The organism is Xanthomonas sp. WHRI 1810A (assembly GCF_040202885.1).
Lineage (GTDB): Bacteria > Pseudomonadota > Gammaproteobacteria > Pseudomonadales > Pseudomonadaceae > Aquipseudomonas.
On record NZ_JBEGED010000010.1, the window covers coordinates 36886 to 63016 of the forward strand.

A 26131-nucleotide genomic window follows, 5' to 3' on the forward strand; every position below is an offset into this window, starting at 1 on the left:
TGGACGCTCCGCGTCCGCTGACGCAGCGATCCAACTTGACGCGGACCCTGTAGGAGCTGACGAGCCTGTGCGAGGCTGCGATGCGGTGCTTCTGACACACCGCCTTTGCGGGCAAGCCTCGCTCCTACAGTCCTACAGTCCTGCGGCCTAACTGCGAGATGAGACATCGTTGGGAACATCACCCTGTCACATCGGTCGGTTACTACAGGGTGCCTGCCGAGGCATGGATGTCCGTCTGGCAAAAACGGCCGAAATGGCGACATTTTTTGTTGATCTCGGGCGTCTCAAGTCCTACAGTTCGCGCCGAACGTCCAAGCTGGAAACGATCCATCCGGCTCAAGTACTGACGACGAGACAGCAAGGCCAGGGAAGCGTCGCGCTCCATGGCCTTTTTTGCTTTCGGCGGACATGCCTTGGGAAGTAGGCGAACCAAAGTGGGGATACACACGGAGGACGTTCTCAGGGCCCGACAAGCCCCTCGCACCCATTGTTAATTTCAGTTTGCCACCAGGAGTTCCCAGCATGTCGATCCAGGTCGAAGACTATTTCGAAAAAACCACCTTCGATAAAATGAAGGCGTTTGCCGACAAGCAAGAGACCCCGTTTGTGGTCATCGATACCGCGATGATCAGCAAGGCCTACGATGACCTGCGCGCAGGCTTCGAATTCGCCAAGATCTACTACGCCGTCAAAGCCAACCCGGCGGTGGAGATCATCGATCTGCTCAAGGAAAAAGGCTCGAGTTTCGACATCGCCTCGATCTATGAGCTGGACAAAGTGATGAATCAGGGCGTCAGCCCGGACCGTATCAGCTACGGCAACACCATCAAGAAATCAAAAGACATCCGCTACTTCTACGAGAAGGGCGTGCGTCTGTTCTCCACCGACTCCGAAGCCGACCTGCGCAACATTGCCAAGGCCGCGCCGGGTTCGAAAGTCTATGTGCGTATCCTCACCGAAGGCTCCACCACGGCTGACTGGCCACTGTCGCGCAAGTTCGGTTGCCAGACCGACATGGCCATGGACCTGCTGATCCTCGCCCGCGAACTGGGTCTGGTGCCTTACGGCATTTCGTTTCACGTCGGTTCGCAACAGCGCGACATCAGCGTCTGGGACGCCGCAATCGCAAAAGTGAAAGTGATCTTCGAACGTCTGAAAGAAGAAGACGGCATCGTGCTCAAGCTGATCAACATGGGCGGTGGCTTCCCGGCCAACTACATCACCCGCACCAACAGCCTTGAAACCTACGCTGAAGAAATCATTCGCTATCTGAAAGAAGACTTCGGTGATGACCTGCCGGAAATCATTCTGGAGCCGGGCCGTTCGTTGATCGCCAACGCCGGTATCCTGGTCAGCGAAGTGGTGCTGGTGTCGCGTAAATCCCGCACCGCCGTCGAGCGTTGGGTGTACACCGACGTGGGCAAATTCTCCGGCCTCATCGAAACCATGGACGAAGCCATCAAGTTCCCGATCTGGACCGAGAAAAAAGGCGAAGTGGAAGAAGTGGTTATCGCCGGCCCGACCTGCGACAGCGCCGACATCATGTACGAGAACTACAAGTACGGCCTGCCGCTGAACCTGGCCATTGGTGATCGCCTGTACTGGCTGTCCACCGGCGCGTACACCACCAGCTACAGCGCCATTGAGTTCAATGGCTTCCCGCCGCTGAAGTCTTTCTACCTGTAAATGCAGTTGTAACGAGAAAACGGCACCCCAGCGGGTGCCGTTTTTTTTGCGGTTCAAATACTGAATCGAAGAATGCTGTCGAAGGTGTAATTGATCAGGCGCTGTGCCTCGCGTGCTGAACTGGCTGCCGATTGGCACGACACTGCCGTGCGCCGAGCGGGCTGATTGGCCTTTAGCGCATGGATTTCCCGGACGGTGGCGTTCAAGAGGCCGGACAAGCGCGAACAATAAGCCCCCATATTTCCCGCCGACAGGATCGCCGTGTTGTAGGCGCGACGATGCCATTCCAGGCTGCTTCTTGCCGACGCCAGACTGCTCTCGTTCGTCAACGCGCTGCTCAGCGTCTCCGGAACGTTGCTGAACGCGCCTTTGGCCAGCAGCCCCTTTCGTTTCGCGTATTCATACGTCCTCACGTTCATGAAATCCATGAATCGGGGGATGGTCTGCATGGCGCATTCGATGATGCGGTCGCACTCTGCCTGTTGCCGCTTGAATTCTGCCTCGTGGCGCAGCAGATCCTGCGTGAGCTGCACAGTTCGACTGTCGAACGGGTTGCTGTCTAACAATGCGATCATGTCAGCCAGTGTCTTCTTGGTGTCCTGATGGAGCGAACGGATCTGCTTTGCGCTGGTGCGCCAGAGCGGGCTGCCTTGCAGCGCCGTCGCGACAGCCCGATCCATCGCAGGCTCCTTGTATTTGCCGTAGTCGGCTTCGCGCACCAAACCGAGTTTAATTTTGAAGGCTTCTATGTGTTGAGGAAGCTTTTCCAGATAGCTGATGTTGTATCCCAGATAAGTGACGTCGTCGTATCCGATAAGATGTGTCGTCATTTCTCGCCCTCCATGGCGTTACAGTCCGAACTCGATGGGTTGCCGCTGCGAGGTGGCGCAGCGTTTGTCTGAGGTCGAACCAATCGAAATCGCTATGTCATTGAAGTCCATAGTGCTTGCGAAACTCACCGTCTGCCTCTTTGAACACTTTGAGCAATGTGTCCGCATCCCGTTTTATCTGGCCCCAGGGTTCAGCCACCAGCCTGAAAGCGTTCATGAGGCGGCGCAGGGTCAGCGCACTATCAATTTTGCCCGCTTCTTTAACCGAGGAGGTCAGGTAGATATGCAGGCCGTTCCACACGACAACCATGTTCTGGGTGGCAATGTCGGCGTCCAGAATGACCAGACTCAGATCATGCAGATCATGACGCACGCGCTGCAGCGAGGCGTGAATCCTGTTTTTCTGCTCCAGCAGACGAATGTTTTTTTCTTGTTCCTGGCGCAGTTCATTGATCTGTCTGCGTATGTTTGCAGCTTCGACGCCGTAATAAATACCCAGGCCAATCGATGCAAAACTGGCCCCCACCGACTTCCTGACCAGTGTCTTGTATTCCCGTTGTTTTTCCTCAATGGCGGTGGCACGCACGTTGATGCTCTCGTTCAACCTTCGAATGCCGACCGGCAGTTTGTTGTTGTCGATACTTCGTAACTTGAGCTGCACGTCGGGCATCACTGTTGTGGACAACTCCCGTGAAAAGGCATCGAGCCGACGCTTGAGTGCCTCGGTCGCGTTCTGACGCTGCAGAACAAGCGCCGCGACCTGTTCGATGTAATGCAGAAAATCCTGATGATCAGCCGGGTCAAGCGTTTCGGCAGCTTTTGCCTTGATCTCGTCATAAAGCTGTTGTACGCCGCTTGCGTAAACTTGCATCTGGTCGGCGAACACCCACAGCTCACTGCCAACGTTCATCAGGTCCGTACGAAGTGGATTCCATTGCGACGCATGAAGATGAATGCGGCTGAACGTTGCCTGAAAATCCCTGGCTTCAAGATTTGGTCCGGCGCCTGTCTCATAGCCCAGATACCAGACAACATCTTTGAGTGCGACTGGAAGCGCGAGACCGTGGGTTTGATAACGCATTAAATCAATCAGTTGCTCTTTGGTCAGGATGAGTCCGGGCGCGCGGATGGCTTCTTCTACCGTGCCCGCTGCAGCGGAAATCAACGTGCCGGGCAGCCTCTGTGCCAGGTCAAGTTTCTCATCGCGAACGGGGGCGTCATCCAGTACTGCAGATGATTTCATATCGTTAATCCTTTAATGAGATGAATTACGAGGAAGGGGAGGCTGGCGTGCGCCAGACACTCCGAGGATAAGGCCGGGACGAACATTCCTTGTACTTCCCGGCCTGCGTTGTTGCGCGTTGACGGATGAAATCAGGCCATGCGTTTCAAGTGTTTTGCCAGCGACAGTGCGTCAACGGCGAACTGAGCGACCGCGTCCTGATCGTTACCGTTTACGTTGCCGTGAGTGGTCAGGAAGGAGCGTTGAGCCGTGACGCATTTCTCGAACTCGGCGACGTACTGCGCGCGGTGATCGTCGAAGTTATGGCACTCGGTAATCAGCTCTTTTTTCAACGTGACCAGACGCAACTCGCTGGTCTTTGCGTGGGTGCTGTTGTTCAGATCATCGATCTGTTTGCGCAGGGTGTTACGGGCTTCAATCATACCCAGATAGTTGATCAGGCTTTCGGCCCGTTCCAGAACCTGTTGAGCCAGATTGATTGCGGCTTCCACGGCAATCAACTGGGGTGGGGTCATGCCCAATTTGGCCAGTTCCTGAGCGGTCATCGCTGTGTCTTTCGCCAACTCGGTGAAGCCCTTGGCTTCGATCAGTGCCATGGCGTCAGTCAGCGCTTTGCGTTTTGATTCCAGCGCGTCCTGCCGTTCTTTGATCTCCAGCACTTCTGCCGGCAAGCGCGCCTGATCGGCTTCAAGTTGCGAGATGTATTTACCTGTGGCTGCTCGATCGATCGGGCTTGCCATGGCAGGGATCAGGTTGTTTAGCATCAGCTCTTTATTGCCCACGATGTCCATGATGGTCTGAACACGAAGGACGATGTCTTCAATGATTTCTTCCTTGTCGTACTCAGGCGCGCTCTGGAACTCGTTTTGATAGTCCCTGAGGGTGTCAACCTGGATACCTAAACCGGTACCCAGAGACTGAACGGTGTCCCGAAGTTTGAAGTCAGCGTCACGCAGCGCTTTGTCCAGGTCTGAGACCCGGCCGTGCAACGACGGCAGGTACTGTGTCTGAATGAAAAGTCTCTTTACTTCAATGGCTGCGTTGTTTGCCTTGGCTTTCGCTTCTTTAAACGCTTGAACGTTCAGCTCCGGGTAGTCCAGGCTGCCGGGAAATTGAGAAATGTTATTCATTGTTTAAACTCCGTAATCTTCTCTGAATTCGCGGTCCGCTTCTGCAAACACGCGCTCTAATTTTTTGGCATCCACTTCAATGGTTTCCCATGGTTTAACCACGAGTTTGAATTGGTTGCGGAACCTGCGCATGGACAATCCATCATGGATGCCGTCGACTTCGGCGGAGGAAGAGGCGATGAATGTGCCGAGGGTGTTCCAGACACTGATCAGGTTTTTGGTGGCGATGTCCGCGTCGATCACAATCAGATCGAGGTTCTGGAAGTCCATCCGTATACGACCCAACGATGCCAGGATCTTGTTTTTCTGCGCCATCAGCGCGATGTCCTTCTCCTGCTCTTCGGTGAGCTTGTTGCGTTCGTGGCGGATTTTCTCGGCCTGAACGCTGGAGTAAATCATCATGATCAGATTGCCCACGACGGCAGTGATGGCTTGCTTGACCATCTCTTTGTATTCTTTGTTCTTCTCTTCAATGGCCAGCGCGCGGTTATCAATTTTCAACTGAAGCGCCTTGATGTCACTGCTCATGCCGTTGTTGTCGATGATCGACAGTTTCAGCTTGATGGCAGGGCCGACCTGCTGGGCCAATACTCGGCCGAATGAGTCCAGACGCTGTTTGATCCCCAGCGCTTCGGCCTCTTGGTCTTTTACTTTTTTTAGTATTTCATCCAGGAAAAAACCCAGATCATCGCGGTCTTCAGATTTAATGTCCGGGAATTTCTTTCCCTGCTGAAGTTCCACTTTGCGCAGGTCTTCAAGTGTTTCAATGTTGTATTTCTCGACCAGGCCCAGTGCCTTTATGTCGTCGAATACTTCCATCATGCTGTCGCCATAAACCTGCATGGAGCCGGCAAATACCACGAGTTTGGTATTGACGGTCAGCAAGTCAGTGCGCAGCGGATTCCACAGTCTGGCGTGGCCGTTGACGAGCTTGAACGTCTGCTGGAAGTCAACGGCTTCAAGGCCTAGACCCGCGCCGTTTTCGTAACCCAGATAGGCAATGACCTTATCCAGGTCGGTCGGAAGGGCCAGACCGGCTATTTCATACTTCTTGAGATTTTTGACTTGTTCTTTAGTCAGGATGAGCCCGGTGTCCCGTGCATCGCTCCCGTTTGTTGCTACCGATGAACCAAAAAGGCTCGCAGGATCACTCGCTGCGTCGGTGACGAGGTTTTCCGTAAGTTGAGACATATCATTAATCCTTTAATGATGAGTAAGTCAGGTGAATGTTTTAATAAGTTTCACCTCGTGGTCATGACGCTGTTTTGCGTCACTGGCGAAAGAGTAGAGAGAGGGCAGTCAGGCTGTCAAACGAGAAAGCTGATCTCTATGTGTAGGAATTTATACTTCGATTTTTTTATAACGACGTGCAGGCCGCTAAATCAGCGGATCTATGATTTTCATGAAACATTAAGTTAACTAAGGTTGCCCTGACCTTTGCATGATCGGGATTACAAACTTGGCTATCACTACGTCAGGAAGCCTTGGTCAGCAGAGGCGCCAGTTTTATTTCGCTCTGCAGTTTTGCAAGACGTTCGGCGTAACGCGCAGACAACGCGCGCAGCTCGGGTTGAGCCGCTCGCAGTAGGGATTGAGCGCTGACCCTCAAGAACTTGCTGTTGCCATGGGCCAGTGCGAGGTGCAGCCAATGAAGGGCTTCATCGACCTTCCCGTGATCGGCCAGCACCGCCGCATGGCTGAACTGCCCCCGGAAATCGCCGCCCTCGGCCGAACGGCGATAGCAGTCATAGGCGGTCGAAAGATCCTGCGGGCAGAAGATCCCATCTTCCAGATAGCGGCCGAGCAGGTTCAGGGATTTGGCATGGCCCATCTCCGCTGCCCGGCGATAACAGTCCAGCGCGCGGGCCTGATCCACCGCAATACCGCGCCCGGTGGCCAGCAGGTTGCCCAGGTTGTACAAGCCCCAATCCAGGCCAGCGGCAGCGGCCTGTTGATAAAACTGAGCGGCCTTGGCCGGGTTTGGCAGGCAGCCCCAGCCATGTTCGTAGCAGCGACCCAGCATGTTCGCGGCCATCCCGTGACCCTTTTGAGCGGCGATCCCGAACCAGACCAAGGCCAGCGCCCGATCACGCTCGATGCCTTGTCCGTCCAGCAGGATCTGCCCCAGAAGTGCCTGCGCTTCGACAATCTGTGCTTTGGCGGCGACCAGTATGGCCTGCGCCGCACGCCGCGGGTTCTCATGGAGCATGTCGCGCAGTTGCTCACCGTCGAGCACTTCTTGGCGGCGCAGGTTCCAGATCATGTCAGACCTCGACCCAGCGGCGCAGCAGGTTGTGGTAAGTGCCGGTCAGCTGAATCAGCGCCGGGTGATCGGGCACATCCCGGGTCAATTGCTGAATGGCGCTATCCATCTCGAACAGCATCGCGCGCTGGCTGTCTTCGCGCACCAGGCTTTGCGTCCAGAAGAACGAGGCAAAGCGCGCACCCCGCGTGACGGCATTGACCTTGTGCAGGCTGGTAGCGGGATACAGCAATAGGTCGCCGGCGGGCAGTTTGATGGCGCGGGTGCCGAAGGTGTCCTGGATTTCCAGTTCGCCGCCGTCGTAATCCTCCGGGTCACTGAAAAACAGGGTTGACGACAGGTCGGTGCGCACGCGCTCGACACTGCCCTTGGACTGGCGTACCGCATTGTCGATGTGGAAGTCGAAACTGCCGCCTGCCGTGTAACAGTTCAGTAACGGTGGAAACACTTTGTGCGGTAACGCGGCGGACATGAACAGCGGGTTTTTCCACAGCCGCTCCAGCATCGCCGCGCCAATCTCGGCGGCCAAGGGATGGCCCTCGGGCAACTGCAGGTTGTGTTTGGCCTTGGCGGATTGAAAGCCGGCGGTCAGCTTTCCGTCCGCCCAATCCGTTTGCTCCAGCGCCTGGCGGATGCGCAGCACTTCCTCGCGGGAAAACAAACCGGGGATATGTAGGAGCATGGGGGCGTGGCCTGTAGGATCGCGATGCCGCGGATGATAGTGATTCTTATTGTCTGTGTAAAACCGTGGGACCGCCCATAACCCCTGGAAAGTGAAAAATGCGTCAAGAAAAACTGTAAAGATTGTAAATTCGACGCTAATAGCAATCTTTCGCAATTGTTACAAATACCCATTTACCCTATATTCCGCCGCCTCAACTCCTTGGGGAAGGAATTCCATATGTCGCGTCCAACACCATCATCCGCTCCATCTCAGCGCTCGATCGCCTCTGCTGTAGGTGTTGCCATTGCCGCGATGTCCGCCGCTCATCTGGCCCAGGCCGCTGAAAGCAGTGAAGACAAATCCATCAATCTGGGCGCCACCAGCATCACCGGCGAACAGGCTGAAACCAGCTACAAGACCGACGAATCGTCGTCCAAAAAATACACCGCGCCCCTGCGTGAGACGCCAAAAAGCGTGACTGTCATCCCGCAACAGGTGATTCGCGACACCGCAGCCACCAGCCTGGCCGATGCGCTGCGCACGACGCCCGGGATCACCTTCGGGGCAGGCGAGGGCGGTAACCCGAACGCGGATCGTCCGATCATTCGCGGCTTCAATGCTGAAAGTGACGTGTTCATCGACGGCATGCGCGACGTGGCTGCGCAAAGCCGTGAGATTTTCAATGTCGAGTCGGTTGAAGTCAGCAAAGGCCCGGGCTCGGCCTTCACCGGCGCGGGATCCACCGGCGGCAGCCTGAACCTGATCACCAAGGGCGCCCACCTGGGCGACGCTTACAACGGCGGCTACACCTTTGGCTCCGACCAGACCCAACGCTACACGCTGGACGTCAACCAGCAAATGACCGACACCTCGGCCGTGCGCCTGAACCTGATGAAGCACGACGCCAATGTCGCCGGCCGCGACTCGGTGGACAACAGCCGCTGGGGCTTTGCGCCGTCCGTGGCGTTCGGCCTGGGCACCGACACGCGGGTGAAAGTCGATTACTACCACCTGAAGACCGATGACATGCCGGATTACGGCATTCCATTGACCAGCACCACCGGCCGCAGCAAGTACATCGTCGACAGGCCGGCCCACGTCAACGAGAACAACTTTTACGGCCTGAATGACCGCGACTATCGCAAGAGCGTCAACGACAGCGGCACGTTCCGGATCGAGCACGATCTGAACGACAACCTGACCCTGTCCAACAGCTTCCGCATGTCGCGTTCGACGCTGGACTACATCGTCACCAACCCGGACGACAGCCGTGGCAACGTCGCCAACGGCCTGCTGTCGCGCTCGGCCAAGAGTCGCAATTCGACCTCCAGCGGTTTCGTCAACCAGACCGACCTGCAGGCCAAATTCGCCACCGGTTTTGTTGAACACAGCCTGGTCACCGGCATCGAGTTTTCCTATCAGGACACCCACAACCGCAACTACAACGTGCTCACCTCAACCGGCGGGACCATCGGGTCGACCTGTAACGCCGCGCTGCTGCGCTCGGCTGACTGCACCAGCCTGTACAACCCGACGCCCAGCGATGCCTGGAACGGCACCGTCACCGACAGCGCTGCCTACACCGACACGGACACCAAAACCAGCGCGGCTTACGTGTTCGATACGCTTAAGTTCAATGAGCAATGGTCGCTGAACCTGGGCCTGCGCTACGACGATTACGACGTGCGCTCCAGCGGCTTCAGCACCGGCGGGCGTGGTGCGGTCGCCGGCAACTTCGACCGCGAGAACACCAGCCAGCTGTGGAACTACCAGGTCGGGGTCGTCTACAAGCCGCTGCCCAACGGCAGCATTTACGCGGCCTGGTCGACGTCCAGTAACCCGTCCGGTGAAACCAGCGGCAACGGCGGCCTCGAAATCGCGGCCAATAACTCCGATCTGGATCCGGAAAAAAACCGTAACTACGAACTCGGCACCAAGTGGGACTTCTTTGATGAGGACCTGTCGTTGACCGCCGCGCTATTCCGCACCGAGAAAACCAACGCCCGCGTCACCGACCCGGACAACGCCACCTTCCAGGTGCTTGACGGCGAGCAGCGTGTGGACGGTTTCGAGTTCACGTACACCGGCAAACTGACCAGCAAATGGAAGGTCTACGGCGGTTACACCTACATGGAAAGCGAGATCGTCAAAGCCACCAGCAAGGCGGACGAGGGCAATCACATGCCGAGCACGCCGCGCAACAGCTTCAACTTCTGGTCCACGTACGACCTGATGCCCAAGCTGACCGTGGGCGGCGGCGCGACCTTCGTCGATTCGCGTTTCGGCAACGAAGCCAATTCGGTGGAAGTGCCGTCCTACTGGCGCTACGACGCCATGGCGACCTACGCGTTGACCAAGAACGTTGACCTGCAATTGAACGTGCAGAACCTGACCGACAAACGCTATTACGACCAGGTGTTCACCACCCACTACGCGCACATGGCCGCAGGCCGGACCGCATTGATGAGTGCCAGCTTCCACTTCTAAGCCGTGAATAACGCAAAGCCCCGCTTGCCGATGGTGAGTGGGGTTTTTGTGCGAGTGGAGCGGGGGGAGATCATCTGTAGGAGCGAATTCATTCGCGAATCGCTGGGTCAGGCGATGGAGGTGGGTTGGGCATTCGCATCGTCTGCTTTTGTAGGAGCGCGCTTGCCCGCGATGGCCGGTACATCCGACGCAGATGTGTCGCCTGAGAGCGTTTTCGCGGGCAAGCGCGCTCCTACAGTGCCGCGTTTGTAGAACCCTACACAGATGAGAATCCATTCCGTTTAGGCGCATACTGCGCGCGCAGCGGTTATCGAGGTGGTTGAGGGTGTTTAAGAAAGTCCTGTTTCAAGTTCACTGGTTCTTCGGCATCACGGCGGGGCTGGTCCTGGCGTTGATGGGCATCACCGGTGCGCTGTATTCGTTCGAAGATGAAATCCTCGATGCGATCAATCCGACAGCGCTGTTCGTTCAGCCGCTGGACGCGCAATTGCCGCCGGTGGAACTGGTGCGCAAGATCGAAGCGCAAGCCCATGACACCGTCGCCATGCTGCGCATCGAGGTCGCTGGCGACAAGGCTGCTCAGGTCTGGTTCAAGCCGGCGCCGGGTGAGCGTCGCGGGCCAATGCGCAACTTCGACCCTTACACCGGCGAACTGAAACCCGACGCGGTGGGGCAAGAGGTCTTCGGCTTCATCCTGCAACTGCATCGCTTCCTCGCGGCTGGCGAGTACGGCAAGCAAGTCACTGCGGCCTGCACGCTGATTCTCGTGTTCTTCTGCCTGTCGGGCCTGTACTTGCGTTGGCCCCGAAAAGCCATGAACTGGCGGGTCTGGCTGACGCTGGATTGGGCGAAGAAGGGACGCAGTTTCAATTGGGACCTGCACTCGGTGTTCGGCACCTGGTGCCTGGTGTTTTACCTGCTGTTGGCCACCACAGGGCTGATGTGGTCCTACGATTGGTTCAACAACGGCATGACCACACTCATCGGCGATGCACCGGCAGCGGGAGAGCAGCGTCGGGGCGAGGGCGGTGGTCGCGGTCGTCCCGGTGGCCAGCCAGCGCCGGATGCCGCGCCGCTGGCCGTGGATTACGTCGCCCTCTGGGACACGCTCCAGAAAACGGCCGGGCCCGGACTCAAGGCGTACAACCTGCGCTTGCCCCCCGCAGCAGGTCAGCCAGCGCAGATTTTCTACCTGCTCAAGGACGCGCCGCACCCCCGCGCGCTGAACCAGATCACCCTCGATCCCGCCACCGGCCAGGTCAAGTCGGTGTCGCGCTACAACGAAAAAGGCCTGGGTTCGCAGCTGCTCATCAGTAACTACGCGCTGCACACCGGCAGTTATTTTGGCCTCGTCGGGCGCATTGTGGTCACCGTGGCCGCGCTGATGATGCCGCTGTTCTTCATCACCGGCTGGCTGCTTTATCTGGACCGCCGTCGCAAAAAACGTGAGGTGCGCGAGTCGCGCGGGAGTGTGTCGGCTGCTGACGCTGGCACCAGCGCCCCGGCATGGCTCATCGGCTTCGCCAGCCAGAGCGGCTTCGCCGAGCATCTGGCCTGGAAAACCGCCCGGCAACTGCAGTCTGCAGGCGTGCCGGTGAAGGTTCAGTCGCTGGGGGACATCACTGAACACGCCTTGAGCCAGAGCCACAATGCGCTGTTTGTCATAAGCACCTTTGGCGACGGCGAAGCACCGGACTGCGCGCGTGGTTTTGAACGCACCGTGCTGGGCAAGCCGCTGTCATTGAGCAATCTCAATTACGGCGTGCTCGCGCTGGGCGACCGCCAGTATCAGGATTTCTGCGGTTTCGCACGGCGACTGCACGGCTGGCTGACCGCACGCGGTGGCAGTACGTTGTTTGCGCCGGTGGAAGTGGACAGCGGCGACGTGACCGCGCTTGCGCACTGGCAGCAGCAACTGGGGCAACTGACCGGCAGCACCGCGCTCCCCTCGTGGCAGGCGCCTGCTTTCGACAACTGGACACTGGCCCAGCGCGAATGGCTGAACCCCGGCAGTGTCGGCTCCAAGGTGTACCTGCTGGGCCTGACGCCACCGCCTGCCACCCGCTGGGACGCCGGGGATCTGTTGGAAATACTGCCACGCAACAGCTTCGCGGCGGTTGAGCAGTTCCTCGCTGGCATGGGCATTCCGACCGACGCTCTGGTGACCCTCGACGGCCTGAACGAAACCGTGAACCACGCGCTGGCCTCGCGCCAATTGCCGGTCAATCGCGGGCATCTGGTGGGCCTGCACGCCCAGGCATTGGTTGATGCGCTGGTGCCGCTGGCGGTACGCGAATATTCCATCGCGTCGGTGGCCGAAGACGGCGTGCTGCAATTGATCGTCCGCCAGGAACTGCACCCTGACGGCAGCCTGGGTGTGGGGTCAGGCTGGTTGACGGAACATGCCGGCGTCGGGGATTCGATCAGCGTGAAGGTGCGCCGCAACAGCGGTTTCCACCTGCCCACTGAGCCGGTGCCGCTGATCCTGATCGGCAACGGCACGGGGCTGGCGGGTCTGCGCAGTTTGCTCAAGGCCCGGATTGCCCAAGGGCAGCAGCGCAACTGGTTGCTGTTCGGCGAGCGCAACGAGGCCCATGACTTTCACTGCGGTGCCGAGCTGCAGGGCTGGTTGATGACCGGAGAACTTGAGCGCATGGATCTGGCGTTCTCGCGGGATCAGCCTGAAAAGGTCTACGTGCAGGACCGGTTGCGTGAATCGGCCGACGAACTGCACCGCTGGCTCGACGACGGCGCGGCGATCTACATCTGCGGCAGCCTGGAAGGCATGGCCTCGGGGGTGGACGAGGTGTTGAGGGCGTTGCTGGGTGAAGGCAGCGTTGAAGCGCTCATCGAGCAGGGCCGTTACCGGCGGGATGTCTACTGATTGATCGCTCCCACGCTCTGCGTGGTAGCGAATCTCGTGACGCTCCGCGTCATCGGACGCGGAGCGTCCAGGCCAGCATTCCCACGCGGAGCGTGGGAACGATCAGCGAATACAAAAAAAGGCCATTGCGTCACAACGCAATGGCCTCTTTCATTCGACGGTTAAACAACCATCACGCCACAAACTGCTCCGCGTAATGACAGGCAACCTGACGGTTGTCCACCAGACGCAGTGCCGGTTCTTCGTTGACGCAACGCTCGGTCGCGTACGGGCAGCGCTTGTGGAACGCGCAGCCGCTGGGCGGGTTGAGCGGGTTGGGCAGCTCGCCGATGATCTTGATCTTCGGCTTCAGCGGGTCCGGGTGAATGGTCGGGGTCGCCGAAAGCAGCGCCTGGGTATACGGGTGCAGAGGACGCGCGTAGATGTCCTCCTTCGGGCCCATTTCCGCAGGACGACCCAAATACATCACCAGCACCGTGTCGGCCACATGCCGCACCACTGACAGGTTGTGGGAGATGAACACGTACGCGGTGTTGAACTCCTGCTGCAGGTCCATGAACAGGTTCAGCACCTGCGCCTGAATCGACACGTCCAGCGCCGACGTCGGCTCATCGGCCACCAGCACTTTGGGTTGCAGCATCATTGCCCGCGCCAGCGCGATACGCTGACGCTGACCACCGGAGAACATGTGCGGGTAACGCTGATAATGCTCAGGGCGCAAACCCACTTGCTTCATCATCGCCTGCACTTTCTCGCGCCGTTCGGCCGCCGACAGGCTGGTGTTGATCAGCAGCGGTTCGCCGAGCTGGTCGCCGATCTTCTGCCGAGGATTGAGCGACGCGTACGGGCTCTGGAACACCATCTGCACGTCTTTGCGCAGCTGCTTGCGTTGTTCCTTGGTGGCCCCGGTCACTTCCTGGCCGGCGATTTTCAAGGAACCGGACGACGGCTCTTCAATCAGCGTCAGCGCACGGGCCAGGGTGGATTTGCCGCAGCCGGATTCACCGACTACTGCCAGTGTCTTGCCGGCTTCCAGCTCGAACGACACACCGTTGAGCGCGCGCACGACCGCGTGGGGCTTGAACAGGCCTCGGGAGACTTCGTAGTGACGCGTAAGGTCGCGGGCGGTAAGAACGACGCTCATTACGCCACCTCCTGATTCAGCGGATAGAAACAACGCGCCAGGCTATGGGCCTTGGGGTCCAGCGCTGGACGTTGCTGACGGCAATTTTCCTGCACGTACGGGCAGCGTGGCGACAGCAGGCAACCCACCGGGCGGTCATAACGACCTGGGACGATCCCCGGCAGCGAGGCCAGACGCTCGGCGCCCATGCTGTGTTCTGGAATCGCCGCCAGCAGTGCTTCGCTGTACGGATGCGCCGGGACATTGAACAGCCCCGGGACCTGACCGACTTCCACCGCTTGACCGGCGTACATCACGCACACGCGCTGGGCGGTTTCGGCCACGACTGCAAGGTCGTGAGTGATCAGCACCAGGCCCATGTTCTGTTCTTTTTGCAGCGCCAGCAGCAGGTCCATGATCTGCGCCTGAATCGTCACGTCGAGTGCCGTGGTCGGTTCGTCGGCGATCAGCAGTTTCGGCTCGCCGGCAATTGCCATGGCGATCGCGACGCGCTGGCTCATCCCGCCTGACAACTGGTGCGGGTACGCGTCCAGACGCTGGGCCGCGCCCGGGATTTCCACTTTTTCCAGCAGCTCCAGTGCACGCTGCCGCGCTTGCTTGCCGGACATGCCCAGGTGGGCGCGCAACACCTCTTCGATCTGAAAGCCCACGGTGTAGCTGGGGTTCAGTGCAGTCATCGGGTCCTGGAAGACCATCGCCAGGTCTTTGCCGACGACTTGGCGACGCTGGCGCGAACTGAGCTTGAGCATGTCCTTGCCGTCGAAGATCAGCGAGTCGGCGGTGACGATGCCGGGGGAATCGATCAGCCCCATCAGCGCCATCATGGTCACGGATTTACCCGAGCCCGATTCGCCGACGATGGCCAGGACTTCGCCCTTGTCGACGCTCAGGTCCAGACCGTCGACAACCGGTGTGGCCTTGGCGTCGCCGAAGCGAACGTTGAGGTTCTTGATTTCTAGAAGAGACATTCGGACGTCCTCAGGCGGCGTTCTTGAGTTTCGGGTCCAGCGCATCGCGCAGACCGTCGCCCATCAGGTTGATTGCCAGCACGCTGAGCAAAATGGTCAGGCCGGGCAGGCTGACGACCCACCAGGCGCGTTCGATGTAGTCGCGGGCCGAAGCGAGCATGGTGCCCCACTCAGGCGTTGGCGGTTGTACACCCAGACCCAGAAAGCCCAGCGCGGCGGCATCGAGGATTGCCGAGGAGAAACTCAAAGTGGCTTGCACGATCAGCGGTGCCATGCAGTTGGGCAGCACGGTGATGAACATCAGGCGCGGCAGGGTGGCTCCGGCCAGACGCGCGGCGGTCACGTAGTCACGGTTCAGCTCGCCCATGACCGCTGCACGGGTCAGGCGCACATAGGACGGCAGCGAAACGATGGCGATGGCAATGACGGTGTTGATCAGGCCAGGGCCGAGGATGGCGACAATCGCCACCGCCAGCAGCAGCGACGGCAGGGCCAGCATGATGTCCATCAGACGCATGATGGTCGGGCCGAGAATCTTCGGAAAGAAGCCTGCGATCAGGCCCATGAAGATGCCTGGAATCAGCGACATCACCACCGACGACAAACCGATCAACAGTGACAGACGCGAGCCCTGAATCAGGCGCGACAGCAAGTCACGGCCCAGTTCGTCGGTGCCCAGCAGGAACTGCCATTGGCCGCCTTCAAGCCAGACCGGCGGGGTCAGCAGGAAATCACGGTATTGCTCGCTCGGGTCATGGGGTGCAACCCACGGCGCGAACAGTGCGCAAAAAACGATCAGCAGCATGAACAGCAGGCCGGCGACAGCGCCTTTGTTCTTGGAGAATGCTTGCCAGAATTCTTTGTACGGGGACGGGTAGAGCAGGCTTTGATCGACTGCTACTACGGGAGTAGATGTGCTCATAGAAATGATCTCAGCCGTGGTGACGAATGCGTGGGTTGGCAAATCCGTAAAGGATGTCCACCAGGAAGTTGACCAGGATCACCAGACAGGCGATCAGCAAAATCCCGTTCTGCACGACAGGGTAATCACGCGCACCGATGGCCTCGATCAGCCATTTGCCGATGCCCGGCCAGGAGAAGATCGTTTCGGTCAGGACCGCACCGGCCAGCAATGTGCCGACCTGCAGGCCGAACACGGTCAGTACCGGGATCAGCGCGTTGCGCAGGCCGTGCACGAACACCACGCGGGCAGGCGAAAGGCCTTTGGCGCGGGCGGTACGCACGTAGTCTTCGCGCAACACTTCCAGCATCGAGGAGCGGGTCATCCGGGCGATCACGGCCAGCGGGATGGTGCCCAACACGATGGCCGGCAGAATAAGGTGATGCAACGCATCGAGGAACGAGCCTTCTTCGTCGCTGAGCAAGGTGTCGATCAGCATGAAGCCGGTTTTCGGCGGGATGTCATACAACAGGTCGATGCGTCCGGAGACGGGCGTCCAGCCCAGCGACACCGAGAAGAACATGATCAGGATCAGGCCCCACCAGAAGATCGGCATAGAGTACCCCGCGAGCGAAATACCCATGACCCCATGGTCGAACAGGGACCCTCGTTTGAGGGCTGCGATCACCCCGGCCAGAAGCCCGAGAATGCCAGCGAATATCAAGGCCGCGATCGACAGTTCCAGTGTAGCGGGGAACAGCGACGTGAATTCGGTCCACACGCTCTCACGCGTACGCAGCGATTCGCCGAGGTCGCCATGGGCGAGCTTGCTGACGTAATCGATGTATTGCGCATAAAGGGGTTTGTTCAGGCCAAGACGTTCCATGGCTTGGGCGTGCATTTCCGGATCGACCCGGCGTTCACCCATCATGACTTCGACCGGGTCACCAGGAATCAGGCGAATCAGGGCAAAGGTCAGCAAGGTGATGCCGAAGAAGGTGGGTATGAGTAACCCCACTCGGCGGGCGATAAAACTAAACATCGTGTCGTGTACCTCATCAGCCGGTTAGGCGTGCCCCGGCGGGTCTCGGGTTATGAGCCCGCCGGATTCTTCTTCTACTTCACTTGGGTGGTAGCGAAGTTATTAGTGGTGAGAGGGCTGATGTGGTAGCCCTCTACGTTTTTGCGCATTGCGGTGAACATCTTGGTGTGAGCCATGCTGATCCACGGCAGGTCCTGGTTGAAAATCGTCTGGGCCTGCTCGTAGAGCGCTGCACGTTCGGCCGGGTCGGTTTTTTCCCGAGCCTGATCGATCAGCGTCTGAAACTTCTGGTTGCACCAGCGCGCGTAGTTTTCGCCGTTTTTAGCGGCCTCGCAACTCAGGTTGGGCGTCAGGAAGTTATCAGGGTCGCCATTGTCGCCTGCCCAGCCAGCGGACACCATGTCAGGTTCTCCGCTTTTTGCACGTTTGAGCATTTCGCCCCATTCCAGGACGCGAATATCCAACTTAATGCCGACTTTCGCCAAGTCGGACTGCATCATTTGTGCGCCCATGACCGGGTTTGGGTTGGTCTGACCACCGCCGTTACGGGTGAAGAGGGTGAATACGGTGCCCTCAGGCACGCCGGCTTCCTTGAGCAAGGCACGGGCCTTGTCCAGATCATGGGCCGGGGTTGTTAGCTGGTTGTTGTAGCCCAGGAGCGTCGGCGGGTAGGGGTTGACCGCCACGCTGGCATTGCCGGTGCCGAACAGCGCGTTGACATATGCCTCTTTGTCGAAGGCGATTTCGATGGCTTTGCGTACCCGCACATCGCTCATGTATTTGTGGGTGGTGTTCAACGCGATGTAGGCGGTGGTCATGGCCTGCAGCTCTTCGATCTTCAGGCTCGGGTCTTTCTTGATGTTCGGGATGTCATCAGGCTTTGGGTACAACGCGATCTGGCATTCGTTGGCCTTGAGCTTCTGCAGGCGAACGTTGCTGTCGGTGGCAATGGCAAAAATCAGGGCGTCCGCTGGCGGTTTGCCACGGAAATAGTCCGGGTTGGACTTGAAGCGCACCTGGGCGTCCTTGGCGTAACGCACGAATACGAACGGGCCGGTGCCGACCGGGTGGCTGTTGAGCTCTTGGGTCTTGTTGGCTTTGAGCAACTGATCGGCGTATTCGGCGGAGTAGACCGAGGCGAACGCCATGGCCACGTCGGCCAGGAACGGCGCTTCACGGCGGGTCAGCGAGAATTTGACGGTGTTGTCGTCGACTTTCTCGACGCTTTTGAGCAGCTCTTTGAAGCCCATGCTTTCAAAGTACGGATAGCCCACGGTCGATTGCTTGTGCCACGGGTGGTTCGGGTCCAGCTGACGCTGGAAACTCCAGACCACGTCGTCGGCATTCATGTCGCGCGTGGGTTTGAAGTAGTCGGTGGTGTGAAACTTGACGCCTTTGCGCAGGTGGAAGACGTAGGTCAGGCCGTCCTCGCTGATGTCCCAAGACTCAGCCAGTGCCGGTTCGATCTCGGTGGTGCCGGGCTTGAAATCCACCAGGCGGTTGAAGACGGTTTCCGCTGCCGCATCGGCGGTGACGGCGGTGGTGTACAACGCCGTGTCGAAACCTTCCGGGCTGGCTTCGGTGCAGACAACCAGAGGTTTGGCTGAAACGCCGACTGCCACACTCAATACAGCCAGTGCGACTGCGTTGCGTAACATTGCGAGCTTAAATTTCGATTTCATGACAACGCCCTCCGCAAGTATGAAGCCAATAAGTGGTCAGCCGGCGAGCCCGTTGGCCTGACTCGCCGCCTAACCGCAGGTTTTACAAAATATTGAATGGAATCGTGGTTACCAGACGGAGCTCGTTGATGTTGCCGTCTGCCTGTTCTGCGCTGGCACGGTGCGTGGTGTACGTCGCGCGCACGGTTGTGGCCTTCAATGGACCCGATTGCAGGGTGTAGGAAGAGCCGACGCCGTATTCGTAGTGAGTTTCGCCGTTCATGCGCGACACGTCATACGCCGTGCCCTTGTAGTGAGTACCGTCGATGTCGAAGCCGCGCGCCTGGTAGACGTTGAACTTCAGACCCGGCACGCCGTAGTCCGCCATGTTCAGCAGGTAGCTCAATTGCACCGACTTTTCGTTCGGTCCGTTGAAGTCGGAAAGCAAGGAGTTGGCCAGGAAGATGGCGTTGGTGTCGTGCACGTAGTCGAAGTAGGTGTCGCCTTCGACTTCCTGGTACGCAATGCTGAAGCTGTGAGCCTTGTGAGTCGCGGTCAACGACAGGCTGTAAGTGTCGTTGTCGATTTGACCCATCTTGCGGGCACCGGAATCCTTGGTCTTGTAGTAGTTCAGGTTGGTGCTCAGGCCGACCACATCGGTGTCGCCCATTTCATGCAGCACGCCTACGTAGTACTGATGCCAGAAGTCTTCAACGTTGGAGCCGTAGAAGCTGGTGGTCAGGCTTTTGAGCGGCTTGTAGTCGATACCGGCCATGTCCACGCGATCTGCCGTGGCGCCGTTGGCGCTGTACTCAGAGGTGAACTTGGTCAGGCTTTGCTCGGAGCGCGGCGAGACGCGGTCGAAGCTGCCGGCCTGGAACGACAGGTTGTTGAATTCTTCGCTGAGCAGGCTCACCCCTTCAAAGCTCGACGGCAGCGCACGGTTGCCGATGTAGGCAATCACCGGCGTGTTCATCGACTGACGGCCCAGGGTCAGGGTGGTATTGGACACGCGGGCCTTGACGTTGGCCAGACCCATCTTGCTCCACTGGCCAACGGCGTCGCCGTTGCTGTGTGTCAGGGTCCGGTTGTTCTTACCCATGATGTCGTCGGACTCGCGGTCCAGGGCCACGGCGTTGTAGAGCGCCAGTTGCGTGGAAAAACCTACGGTGCCCTGAGTGAACCCCGAGCTGTAGTCAACAATTGTGCCCTGCACCCAGTTGATCCGGCGCGGGTCGGAATACGTGCTGCCATCCTTGTTGTACGAAAAATTTGAGTCACGACGCCTCAACTCGTTGGCGTACCAGTTGCGTGTCGACCCGGTCAATTTCGAATCTTCCAGAAAACCCTTGGCTTCACTTTGAGCATTGCTTGAGGCCAGTTCGGTTGGCACGAAGGCTTGGCTCGTTGGCTCTGCCTGGGCCGCGACGCTCAAGGCGATCAAGGACAAGGCGAATACAGCGGTGTTGGCTTTTTTCACGTTGAAGCTCCCTTTACTACTTTATAAACGCCAGCTTTATTGGATTGGCTGGCTTGATGGATCTTGTTATGCGGCTGCCCGATCGTTTTCTGATCAAAAAAGCAGATTGCAAAAATGGCGACGCCAAGGAGCGGCATTCGCCCCCTGGCGTGTATTCACGGGTTATTTGGCGAGGCCAACGCCGGAAAAGTTATTACGACCGAAAGGGCTGACCTGAAAACCCTCGACCGCAGCGCGCAACGGCTGGTTGACCGTGGAGTGGGCGATCGGCGTAATCGGCACCTGTTCTTTCAAGTAGTGCTGCGCCTGTTTGTACAGCTCGATGCGCTGCGTCTTGTCGGAGGTCGCGACGGCCGCTTTGACCAACTGGTCGTATTTCTCGTCGCACCACATGGAGTAGTTGTTGCCACCGATGGCCGCGCAGCTGTAGAGCGTGCCGAGCCAGTTGTCCGGGTCACCGTTGTCGCCGGTCCAGCCGATCAACGAAATATCGTGTTCGCCGTTCTTGCTGCGCTTGAGGTATTCACCCCACTCGTAGCTGACGATGTTGACCTTCAGGCCGATCTTTCCCCAGTCCGATTGCAGCATCTGCGCCATGAGCTTGGCGTTCGGGTTATACGGGCGCTGCACCGGCATGGCCCACAGATTGATCACGGTCCCTTCCTTGACGCCCGCAGCACGCAACAGCTCCCGTGCCTTGTCCGGGTCGTAGGGCGCGTCCTTGATGGTTTCGTCGTAGGACCATTGCGTGGGCGGCATCGCGTTCACGGCCAGCTGGCCCGCGCCCTGATACACCGCCTTGATGATTTCCGGCTTGTTGATCGCCATGTCCAGCGCCTGGCGCACCTGCAGGTTATCCAGCGGCGCGTGCTTCACGTTGTAGGCGATGTAGCCCAGGTTAAAGCCGGGCTTCTCGATGACGTTCAGGTCCTTGTCGGCCTTGAGCGCGTCGAGGTCGGCGGGGCGCGGATTGGAGGTGACCTGGCATTCGTTTTTCTTGAGCTTCTGTACCCGCACCGACGGGTCGGTGTTGATGGCGAAAATCAATTGGTCGACTTTTACGCGGCTCGGGTCCCAGAACTGCTTATTGGCGATATAGCGAATCTGTGAATCTTTCTGATAGCGCTGGAATACAAAGGGCCCGGTACCAATCGGCTGCTGATTGATGTCCCGAACATCACCGGATGCCAGGAGCTTGTCGGCGTATTCAGCGGAAAGAATGGACGCGAAGTTCATCGCAATGTTCTGAATGAATGCCGCGTCCACCTTATTGAGTGTGAACACGACGGTCAGCGGATCGGACTTTTCGACAGACTTCAGATTCTTGTCCATCCCCATCCCGGTGAAGTACGGAAACTCCGTTGGATACGCCACGCGGAACGGCTGATCTTTGTTCATCATGCGATTGAACGTGAACACCACATCGTCTGCATTGAAATCACGGGTGGGAGTGAATGTTTTATTGCTGTGGAACTTCACCCCTTCGCGCAAGTGAAAGGTGTAGATGAGGCCGTCCGGCGAGACATCCCAGCGGGTCGCCAGGGCGGGAATGACGCTGGTGCTGCCCTGTTCGAACTCGGTCAGGCGGTTATAGATGGGCTCGGCTGCATCGTTGTCCGTGCCCGAGGTGTATTGCGCGATATCAAACCCGGCCGGGCTGGCTTCAGAACAGAACACCAGACTTTTGGTAGCAGCTTGAGCGTTTGGAATACTGGCTAATAGCCCACTGCTAATTGCAGCGGCCAGGAGTGATGAAACACAAAGCTTATTACGCATGACAATCCTTATCGTTTCAAACGCGAAAGTGTCCACGGTGAGTCAGTTCATTCATTTGCATTGTTTTCGCAAATGCGTCGTGACATTGGGAAGTGGCTCAGCCGTTCAAATACGCAAAAAATGCAAAAGCACAGCCGCTGACGAAGGTATGTCCGTCACGCCGTACAGTAAAGAGTTCTAGGTGCTGCAATACATGTAGGAAAAATGCATATCGTTAGTAGGCAATTTCTCAGCTCTGCCCGCGCACTAATGATATGGACCTTATCGTTATACCGATTTCCCACACAAAACCGCAGTCGCGTCACCCGAAGGTGACGCGACGGCAGGTCATCGTGTAATCAGTTACTTGCCGCTGACGCTGACGCCGTAGAACGAGTTCAGACCGAATGGGCTGATCTTGAAGTCCTGAACTTCTTTACGCATCGGCTGATAAACAGTCGAGTGCGCAATTGGCGTCATAGGTACTGCAGCTTTGAGCAAGTGCTGCGCCTGTTTGTACAGTTCGGTGCGCTTGGCTTGATCGGTAGTTTCTTTGGCCTGGTGGATCAGGGTGTCGAACGGCTTGTCACACCATTTGGCGAAGTTGTTGCCGTTGACGGCGTCACAGCCAAACAGGGTGCCGAGCCAGTTGTCCGGGTCACCGTTGTCGCCGCTCCAGCCAATCAGCATGGCGCCGTTTTCACCGGCTTTGGCGCGCTTGATGTACTCGCCCCACTCGTAGGAAACGATCTTGGCGTTGATGCCGATCTTCTTCCAGTCCGACTGCAGCATTTCAGCCATCAGCTTGGCGTTCGGGTTGTAAGGACGCTGAACCGGCATCGCCCACAGGGTGATTTCGGTGCCTTCCTTGATGCCCGCTTCCTTGAGCAGCGACTTGGCTTTCTCAACGTCGTACGGTGCATCCTTGATGGTGGTGTCGTAAGACCACTGGGTCGGCGGCATGGCGTTGACGGCCAGTTGGCCCGCGCCCTGGTACACCGCATCAATGATGCTTTGCTTGTTGACGGCCATGTCCAGCGCCTGGCGCACTTTCAGTTGCGACAACGGGTTCGGCTTGTCGTCGCCCTTGATCTTGTCCATCGTGTTGTAGGCGATGTAACCCAGGTTGAAGCCAGCCTGATCAGGCATCTTCAGGTCCTTGTCGGCCTTGAGTGGAGCAAGGTCGGCAGGGCGTGGGTAAGCGGTGATCTGGCATTCGCCTTTCTTGAGCTTCTGCGCACGGACGGAGGCATCGGTGGTGATGGCGAAGATCAGGTTGTCGACTTTGACGTCTTCAGGCTTCCAGTAGTCCTTGTTCCCGGTGTAGCGGATGTTGGAGTCTTTCTGGTAGCTCTTGAACACGAACGGGCCGGTGCCGATCGGCTTCTGGTTGATGTCGGCGGCTTTGCCTTCCTTCAACAGTTGGGCTGCGTATTCAGCAGACTGAATCGACGCAAAGCTCATGGCCAGGTTCTGGATGAACGCGGCATCAACGGTGCCCAGGGTCATCTTGACCGTGTTGGCGTCAACCTTCTCGATCTTGGTGATGTTGGTGTCCATCGCCATGTCGGTGAAGTACGGGAACTCGGTCGGGTACGCCTTACGGAACGGGTCGTCCTTGTTGATCATGCGGTTGAACGTGAACAGCACGTCATCGGCATTGAAGGTGCGCGTAGGTTTGAAGTACGGCGTGGTGTGGAATTTAACGCCTTCGCGCAGGTGGAAGGTGTAGGTCAGGCCATCGGGGGACACGTCCCAGCTGGTGGCCAGGCCCGGAATGACGGCGGTGCCGCCACGCTCAAATTGGCTCAAACGGTTGAAAATGGTTTCTGCAGAGGCGTCAAAGTCGGTACCGGTGGTGTATTGCCCTGGGTCAAAGCCGGCTGGGCTGCCTTCGGAGCAGAACACCAGATTCGATGCCGCTTGAGCGAAGGGAGCGCCGGCAAGCAAACCGGCGCTGAGTAGAAACGGAATGACCGCTTGTTTGAGCATGATGGCCTCAGTTGTTGTCATTTTTAATAGAGGGAACGACCTTGTGGGTCATTCCTGCGGATACTTATGCAGGCGCCATACCCAAAGCAAGGCGCTGACGCCAATGAAGTGTCAAAGAGTGGCACGAACGTACAGGAATGTCGCAAAAGTATAATTCCTGACGCAGTTGAACGTTTGCGTGTCGCATATCAGCATCTTTGATGCACCAACCGAGCGCAGTTCGCTGTGGCGAATGCACCCGATTGGTACACAGTTGTTACCCCTGAAGCACTCTTTCGGCTATTTACTCAGACTGACGCCATAGAAGGGAGTCAGGCCAAAAGGGCTGAGTTTGAAATCCTGAACCTCCTTGCGCATCGGCTGGAAAACCTTCGAGTTGGCGATAGGCGTGATCGGCACATCGTCCTTCAGAATCCGCTGCGCCTGCTGGTACAGCTTGATGCGCTCATCGCGGTTACTGGTCAGTTTGGCCTGGGTGACCAGCTTGTCGTAGGCGGGGTTGCACCACTTGGCGTAGTTGCTGCCCTTGACGGCCCCGCAGCTGTACAGCACGCCGAGCCAGTTGTCCGGGTCGCCGTTGTCGCCGGTCCAGCCGTAGATCATCACGTCGTGTTCGCCGGCCTTGGCGCGTTTGATGTACTCGCCCCATTCGTAGCTGACGATGTTGGCCTTGATGCCGATTTTGGCCCAGTCGGCCTGAATCATCTGCGCCGACATTCGCGCGTTGGGGTTGGACGCACGCTGCACGGTCATCGCCCACAGGTTGATCTGGGTGCCCGGCGCGACGCCGGCTTCCTTCAACAGCTGTTTGGCTTTTTCAGGGTCGTGGGGCGCGTCCTTGATGGTCGGGTCGTAACTCCATTGATCCGGCGGCAGGGCGTTCTGCGCCAGTTGTCCTGCGCTCTGGTACACCGCCTTGATGATCGCCGGCTTGTCGATGGCCATGTCCAGCGCCTGACGCACCTTGAGTTGATCCAGCGGCGGATGCGTCACGTTGTAAGCCAGAAAGCCGAGGTTGAATCCGGCCTGGCTGAGCACCTTGAGGTTCGGGTCTTTCCGGGCTTCTTCGATGTCCTGAGGGCGTGGATAGCCGCTGATCTGACATTCATTGGTCTTGAGCTTCTGCAGGCGCACGGCTGCGTCGCTGGTGATCGAGAAGATCAGGTTGTCGATCTTGACGTCTTCGGGCTTCCAGTAGGTCTTGTTGCCGGCGTAGCGGATTTGCGCATCCTTCTGGTAACGCTTGAACACAAACGGCCCGGTGCCGACGGGCTTCTGGTTGATGTCCGCTGCCTTGCCTTCCTTGAGCAGATGCGCGCCATATTCAGCGGAGTGGATGGACGCAAAGCTCATGGCCAGGTTCTGAATGAACGCGGCATCAATACTGTTCAGGTTGAACTTCACCGTCTGGTCGTCGATTTTCTCGACGCTCTTGATGGTGGTGTTCATGCCCATGTCGGTGAAGTAAGGCGACTCGGACGGATAGGCCTTGCGGAAGGGGTCATCAGCCTTGAGCAGGCGATTGAAGGTGAACAGAACGTCGTCGGCGTTGAAGTCCCGGGTCGGCGTGAAGTATTCAGTGGTGTGGAACTTGACGCCGGGGCGCAGGTGAAAGGTGTAGGTCAGGCCGTCTTTTGCCACGTCCCAGTTTGTGGCCAGCCCTGGCTCGACTTCCGTGCCCCCGCGCTTGAACTGCGTCAGCCGGTTGAACACGGTTTCGGCGGACGCATCAAAATCCGTCCCGCTGGTGTACTGGCTCGGATCGAAACCGGCAGGACTTGCTTCGGAGCAATAGACCAGGGTGCTTGCTGCGTGAACCGAGGGCACGCAGAAGGCCAATGCAGCGGCCAGGAGTAAGGGTTTGAAGGGTCTGTCCATGTGAGCCTCATGCAAGTGCGGCATTCGTGCCTGAATTCATCGTCAGATGATCGACAGGCAGAATGCCGCACAGTTCTAAAGCTCTACAAGACGCGGTCAGCGATTGACCCGTCGCATGGACCG

18 protein-coding genes are annotated in these 26131 nt (G+C 58.1%); 3 read left to right on the forward strand and 15 right to left on the reverse strand.

Annotation, left to right across the window (positions count from 1 at the left end; genetic code table 11):
- Positions 1 to 522: 522 nt before the first annotated feature.
- Positions 523 to 1686, forward strand: coding sequence for a type III PLP-dependent enzyme (locus tag ABQX22_RS15855; protein ID WP_349800807.1), 1164 nt, complete (start codon positions 523 to 525; stop codon positions 1684 to 1686).
- Positions 1687 to 1739: 53 nt separating this feature from the next.
- On the opposite strand, the gene ABQX22_RS15860 is transcribed toward ABQX22_RS15855, so the two are convergent.
- From ABQX22_RS15860 to ABQX22_RS15885, 6 genes are all read right to left on the reverse strand, one after another.
- On the reverse strand, positions 1740 to 2516 hold the full coding sequence (locus ABQX22_RS15860) for a hypothetical protein (RefSeq protein ID WP_349800808.1): 777 nt from the start codon (positions 2514 to 2516) through the stop codon (positions 1740 to 1742).
- Positions 2517 to 2613: 97 nt separating this feature from the next.
- A complete protein-coding gene (locus ABQX22_RS15865; RefSeq protein ID WP_349800809.1) occupies positions 2614 to 3759 on the reverse strand; it encodes an alpha-xenorhabdolysin family binary toxin subunit A in 1146 nt (381 codons plus the stop codon).
- Between the two features lie 131 nt (positions 3760 to 3890).
- The gene (locus ABQX22_RS15870; RefSeq protein ID WP_349800810.1) at positions 3891 to 4889 is read right to left on the reverse strand and encodes an alpha-xenorhabdolysin family binary toxin subunit B; all 999 of its coding nucleotides are present in this window, start codon (positions 4887 to 4889) and stop codon (positions 3891 to 3893) included.
- A gap of 3 nt (positions 4890 to 4892) precedes the next feature.
- On the reverse strand, positions 4893 to 6080 hold the full coding sequence (locus ABQX22_RS15875) for an alpha-xenorhabdolysin family binary toxin subunit A (protein ID WP_349800811.1): 1188 nt from the start codon (positions 6078 to 6080) through the stop codon (positions 4893 to 4895).
- 283 nt (positions 6081 to 6363) lie between these two features.
- Complete coding sequence (locus ABQX22_RS15880) at positions 6364 to 7152, reverse strand: tetratricopeptide repeat protein (RefSeq protein ID WP_349800812.1); 789 nt, start codon at positions 7150 to 7152, stop codon at positions 6364 to 6366.
- A 1-nt stretch (position 7153) separates the two neighbouring features.
- Positions 7154 to 7834, reverse strand: a complete 681-nt coding sequence (locus tag ABQX22_RS15885) for a Fe2+-dependent dioxygenase (RefSeq protein ID WP_349800813.1) — start codon at positions 7832 to 7834, stop codon at positions 7154 to 7156.
- A 219-nt stretch (positions 7835 to 8053) separates the two neighbouring features.
- Here ABQX22_RS15885 and ABQX22_RS15890 point away from each other — a divergent pair, with 219 nt between their 5' ends.
- Positions 8054 to 10303, forward strand: a complete 2250-nt coding sequence (locus ABQX22_RS15890) for a TonB-dependent receptor (protein WP_349800814.1) — start codon at positions 8054 to 8056, stop codon at positions 10301 to 10303.
- Between the two features lie 325 nt (positions 10304 to 10628).
- On the forward strand, positions 10629 to 13187 hold the full coding sequence (locus tag ABQX22_RS15895; RefSeq protein ID WP_349800815.1) for a sulfite reductase flavoprotein subunit alpha: 2559 nt from the start codon (positions 10629 to 10631) through the stop codon (positions 13185 to 13187).
- A 172-nt stretch (positions 13188 to 13359) separates the two neighbouring features.
- Here ABQX22_RS15895 and ABQX22_RS15900 read toward each other — a convergent pair whose 3' ends face one another.
- The 9 genes from ABQX22_RS15900 to ABQX22_RS15940 all read right to left on the reverse strand — a co-directional run bounded on the left by ABQX22_RS15900 (position 13360) and on the right by ABQX22_RS15940 (position 26008).
- Positions 13360 to 14331, reverse strand: coding sequence for a peptide ABC transporter ATP-binding protein (locus ABQX22_RS15900; protein WP_349800816.1), 972 nt, complete (start codon positions 14329 to 14331; stop codon positions 13360 to 13362).
- Positions 14331 to 15299 carry an ABC transporter ATP-binding protein gene (locus ABQX22_RS15905; protein ID WP_349800817.1) on the reverse strand — a complete coding sequence of 323 codons (969 nt, stop codon included), beginning with the start codon at positions 15297 to 15299 and terminating at the stop codon, positions 14331 to 14333. Before ABQX22_RS15905 ends, ABQX22_RS15900 begins: the two co-directional genes overlap by 1 nt.
- 10 nt (positions 15300 to 15309) lie before the next feature.
- Positions 15310 to 16221 (reverse strand): ABC transporter permease subunit, encoded by a 912-nt coding sequence (locus tag ABQX22_RS15910; RefSeq protein WP_349800818.1) that lies wholly within the window; start codon positions 16219 to 16221, stop codon positions 15310 to 15312.
- 10 nt (positions 16222 to 16231) lie between these two features.
- A complete protein-coding gene (locus ABQX22_RS15915) occupies positions 16232 to 17242 on the reverse strand; it encodes an ABC transporter permease subunit (protein ID WP_349800819.1) in 1011 nt (336 codons plus the stop codon).
- 74 nt (positions 17243 to 17316) lie between these two features.
- The gene (locus ABQX22_RS15920; RefSeq protein WP_349800820.1) at positions 17317 to 18924 is read right to left on the reverse strand and encodes an ABC transporter substrate-binding protein; all 1608 of its coding nucleotides are present in this window, start codon (positions 18922 to 18924) and stop codon (positions 17317 to 17319) included.
- An 82-nt stretch (positions 18925 to 19006) separates the two neighbouring features.
- Positions 19007 to 20383: an OprD family porin gene (locus ABQX22_RS15925; protein WP_349800821.1), complete on the reverse strand. Its 1377-nt coding sequence runs from the start codon at positions 20381 to 20383 to the stop codon at positions 19007 to 19009.
- A gap of 162 nt (positions 20384 to 20545) precedes the next feature.
- Complete coding sequence (locus ABQX22_RS15930) at positions 20546 to 22060, reverse strand: ABC transporter substrate-binding protein (protein WP_349800822.1); 1515 nt, start codon at positions 22058 to 22060, stop codon at positions 20546 to 20548.
- Positions 22061 to 22501: 441 nt separating this feature from the next.
- Positions 22502 to 24130, reverse strand: coding sequence for an ABC transporter substrate-binding protein (locus tag ABQX22_RS15935; protein ID WP_349800823.1), 1629 nt, complete (start codon positions 24128 to 24130; stop codon positions 22502 to 22504).
- Between the two features lie 279 nt (positions 24131 to 24409).
- Positions 24410 to 26008: an ABC transporter substrate-binding protein gene (locus ABQX22_RS15940; RefSeq protein ID WP_349800824.1), complete on the reverse strand. Its 1599-nt coding sequence runs from the start codon at positions 26006 to 26008 to the stop codon at positions 24410 to 24412.
- Positions 26009 to 26131 lie beyond the last annotated feature (123 nt).